This window comes from uncultured Campylobacter sp., assembly GCF_938031315.1.
Classification (GTDB): Bacteria; Campylobacterota; Campylobacteria; order Campylobacterales; family Campylobacteraceae; genus Campylobacter_B.
In genome coordinates, this window is record NZ_CALHHT010000043.1 from 1 (window position 1) to 2972 (window position 2972).

A 2972-nucleotide genomic window follows, 5' to 3' on the forward strand; every position below is an offset into this window, starting at 1 on the left:
TTTTATGAAATTTGGAATTTAAAACTTCTAAATTTCATAAAATTTTAAATTTACGTAGCCCGCGCTTGCTCGCGCGACGCAGAGCTATGCGCGTAGCAGACGCGACATGCTTTGCAATCGCAGGGCACTTCGGCGCAATACGCACTCTGCGGATCAAAGCGCACGGCGGGCATTGGTGCACATTTGACGGACACTCATCGCGCGGCAAACATAGCGTCTAATCCGCTCCGCAGCCGTTCGCACAGCGTGCGCGATAACAAGCTCGCGATGCCAAAGCGCACGTACCGCCTACGCGGTATGCGATATCAAATCTACGCGGTCATTTGCGCGGCGCATTATAACAAGACTTTGACGCACTCACAGGCACGGTACGCGATACCAAACCTGCGCTGCAATCACCATCGCAACACGCGGTAAAATTTAACGCGGCGCAGTCACGGCACAGCTGTAATACAGCCGAAGTTCAATCGCGGCGTATCGCAGCCCTGCTAAGCTCCTACGACGTCCGCTTTTGTGGTAGCTCGCTTTGCGCAGTTATCGCACGCGCAAGCTCCTCTGGGAGGCTTGATCGCGAGCTGCGATTAAATTTACGGCGCCGCGCAATCGCCAATACCGAAGCGCTAGGTATGCAAGGCGCTACGGCAGACGCGCAATTCTCGGCGCTCAATGCTACAAGCGCAACCGCGCGCGCGAAGCTTCGCAAACGTAAAGCTAAATTTAAACCCGCGCTTTTGCAACAGCTCGTGATGCGACGGAAAGCTATACAAACGAAAGGCATAAATTTAAACCTCACTCCGCAGCCGCTCGTACGGCGCGCAATAACAAACTCACGATACCAAAGCGCAGCGTGAATTCTCGCGCGATGTGCGATATTAAATTGTGGCGCGGCGCTAAATTTAAAGAGCCGTTAAATTTTAAAGTCCGCCGAATTTTAAAATTTACTGCCTTAAAATTTCGCTCCGTTCGCTAAATTTAACCGCTCGCTTCAGGTTTAGCTTGCGCGATCAAATGAGCCAAATTTAAATTTAGCCGCTCGCGCCGAGCTTTATCTCGCGCAGTGCCGCGCCGACGTCATTTTGGCGCATAAAATGCTCGCCGATCAAAAACGCATCGACGCCCGCCTCGTGCAGGCTTTTAAGCTGCTCGTGCGAGTGCAGACCGCTTTCGGCGACGATGATCTTGCCGTTTGGAATCAGCGGGATCAGCCGCTCGCTCAGGCTCGTATCGACCTCGAAAGTCTCTAAATTTCGATGGTTGATGCCGATAATACCCGCACCTGCGAAGACCACTTTTTTCAGATCGTCCTTATCGTGGATCTCGCACAGCGCCCGAAGCCCTAGCTTGCGGGCAAACTCAAGCACTTCTCTTAGCTGTTTGCCTTCCAGAGCCTTGGCGATCAGCAGGATAAAATCCGCGCCGTAAACCAGCGCCTCGAGGACCTGATAACGATCGACGATGAAATCCTTGCGCAAAATGGGCGTGCGAGTGTAGCGGCGGATCTGCGGGATGAACTCCAAATCGCCCCTGAAATAATGCGGCTCGGTAAGCACCGAAAAGGCGCTAGCGCCTGCATTTTCGTACTCCACCGCAAGGCTTAGCGGCTCAAAATCCTCGCGGATGATCCCCTTGCTCGGGCTTGCCTTTTTAATCTCGGCGATGATGCGAAGCGGATCCTTCTCATCGCTTCTAAGCGCGCTTATGACGTCACGCGGCTCGTAGGGATTGGCGCTTAGCGAGCGGCCGAGCAGATCCTCGGGCAGTCTTTCTTTACGAAGCGCGAGATCCTCGCGGGTGCGCTTTAAAATTTCGTCTAAAATCACTGCTCTCCCCTATTCGTAGGGTGCGTCTCGGGTAAATTTGACGAGGGCGGCTCCTGCTTTGCGGAATCTATCGGCGCAAGATTTCCGGGATTTTTACCTGAAGTTTGCGCGGCGGAATTTATAGAATTTGCAGCCGAGCTTTGCGGAGTAGAATTTTGAGCTGCCGAGCTTTGCGAGACGGCGCCCTGCGCGGCGGGATTTTGCGCTACCGGACTTTGCGGCGTAGGATTTTTGCCGCCGTGCATACACGCATCGATCGCCATTATATGCTCCTTGCCTTCGGGGGATTCGAAAAATTCCGCGTCTTTGATCCTATCCATCTGCTGCTTTGCCTTGTCGCATTCGCCAAGCTTGTAGTATCCCCAGGCAAGCGAGTCGATGTAGTATGGCGAGTCGGGCTCGATCTTGAGCGCCTTTTGGACGTAATCTATTCCCTTTTTCACGTCCAGATCGTGATCGATCAAAATGTAGCCGTAGTAGTTTAGATGTACGGGGTCTTTAAGCTGCGGCGCGATATTTTCAAACTTCTCCACGACGCTGGATAGGGTCTTGGCGTCCACATTTTTGCCGACGCTTTCATATTCGTATATCGCCTCGATCGCTAAAAAATCATAATTTTTCGTCTTTATAAACTCGTCGCGAGCCATCTTGATCGCGGTTTTATAGTCCTTCTTGCGCGCATAGGCGTCGATCAAAAGCTCGGGCTTGTAGTCATATTTTTTAAGCAGTTCGATGATTTTGTCAAAGTCGTTTGAATAATAATATATCGCGATCATATCGTCTAAAAATTTCGTATCGCCCTTCGCCTCGTAAAGCGCCTCATCGATCTTGGCGACATCCAAATAGCGCTTATCCGCGCGGTAGACGTCGGCTAGCACTTCGCACGCCATGCCGCTTCCGCAGCCGTAAATGCGCCTGTGCGTCTCAATGATGCGGATGGCGGAATCGGAATCGTTTAGTTTATTTAGCAGCACGTCGCAAAGGCGGATCAAATTTTCATCCGTTTTGTCTAAGCCGTAGGCCTTTTCAAAATATTGTCTCGCGAGCTCATAATTTTCCATCGCATAATATGTCGCCGCCAAGATCGCGTAGCTACGCGCGCTAGGATCGACGGTAACGAGCTTAAGAGCAACAGTATTTGCGTCTATGTTC

Annotated in this window: 3 protein-coding genes; 1 reads left to right on the forward strand and 2 read right to left on the reverse strand. The window is 51.7% G+C overall.

What is annotated here, in order from left to right; translation table 11 throughout:
* The first annotated feature begins 86 nt into the window (after window positions 1-86).
* Window positions 87-221: a hypothetical protein gene (locus Q0236_RS01170; RefSeq protein ID WP_297914042.1), complete on the forward strand. Its 135-nt coding sequence runs from the start codon at window positions 87-89 to the stop codon at window positions 219-221.
* Between the two features lie 804 nt (window positions 222-1025).
* On the opposite strand, the gene trpC is transcribed toward Q0236_RS01170, so the two are convergent.
* Together trpC and Q0236_RS01180 are read right to left on the reverse strand one after the other, a co-directional pair.
* Window positions 1026-1820: an indole-3-glycerol phosphate synthase TrpC gene (trpC, locus tag Q0236_RS01175; RefSeq protein ID WP_297914044.1), complete on the reverse strand. Its 795-nt coding sequence runs from the start codon at window positions 1818-1820 to the stop codon at window positions 1026-1028.
* A partial coding sequence (locus tag Q0236_RS01180; protein ID WP_297914047.1) for a hypothetical protein occupies window positions 1817-2972 on the reverse strand: 1156 nt, incomplete at its 5' end. The genes trpC and Q0236_RS01180, both read right to left, overlap by 4 nt.

What these genes read in the sequence shown, in the direction of transcription:
- Q0236_RS01170 (WP_297914042.1), top strand. Translation starts at nt 87, where the DNA reads ATGCGCGTAGCAGACGCGACATGCTTTGCAATCGCAGGGCACTTCGGC.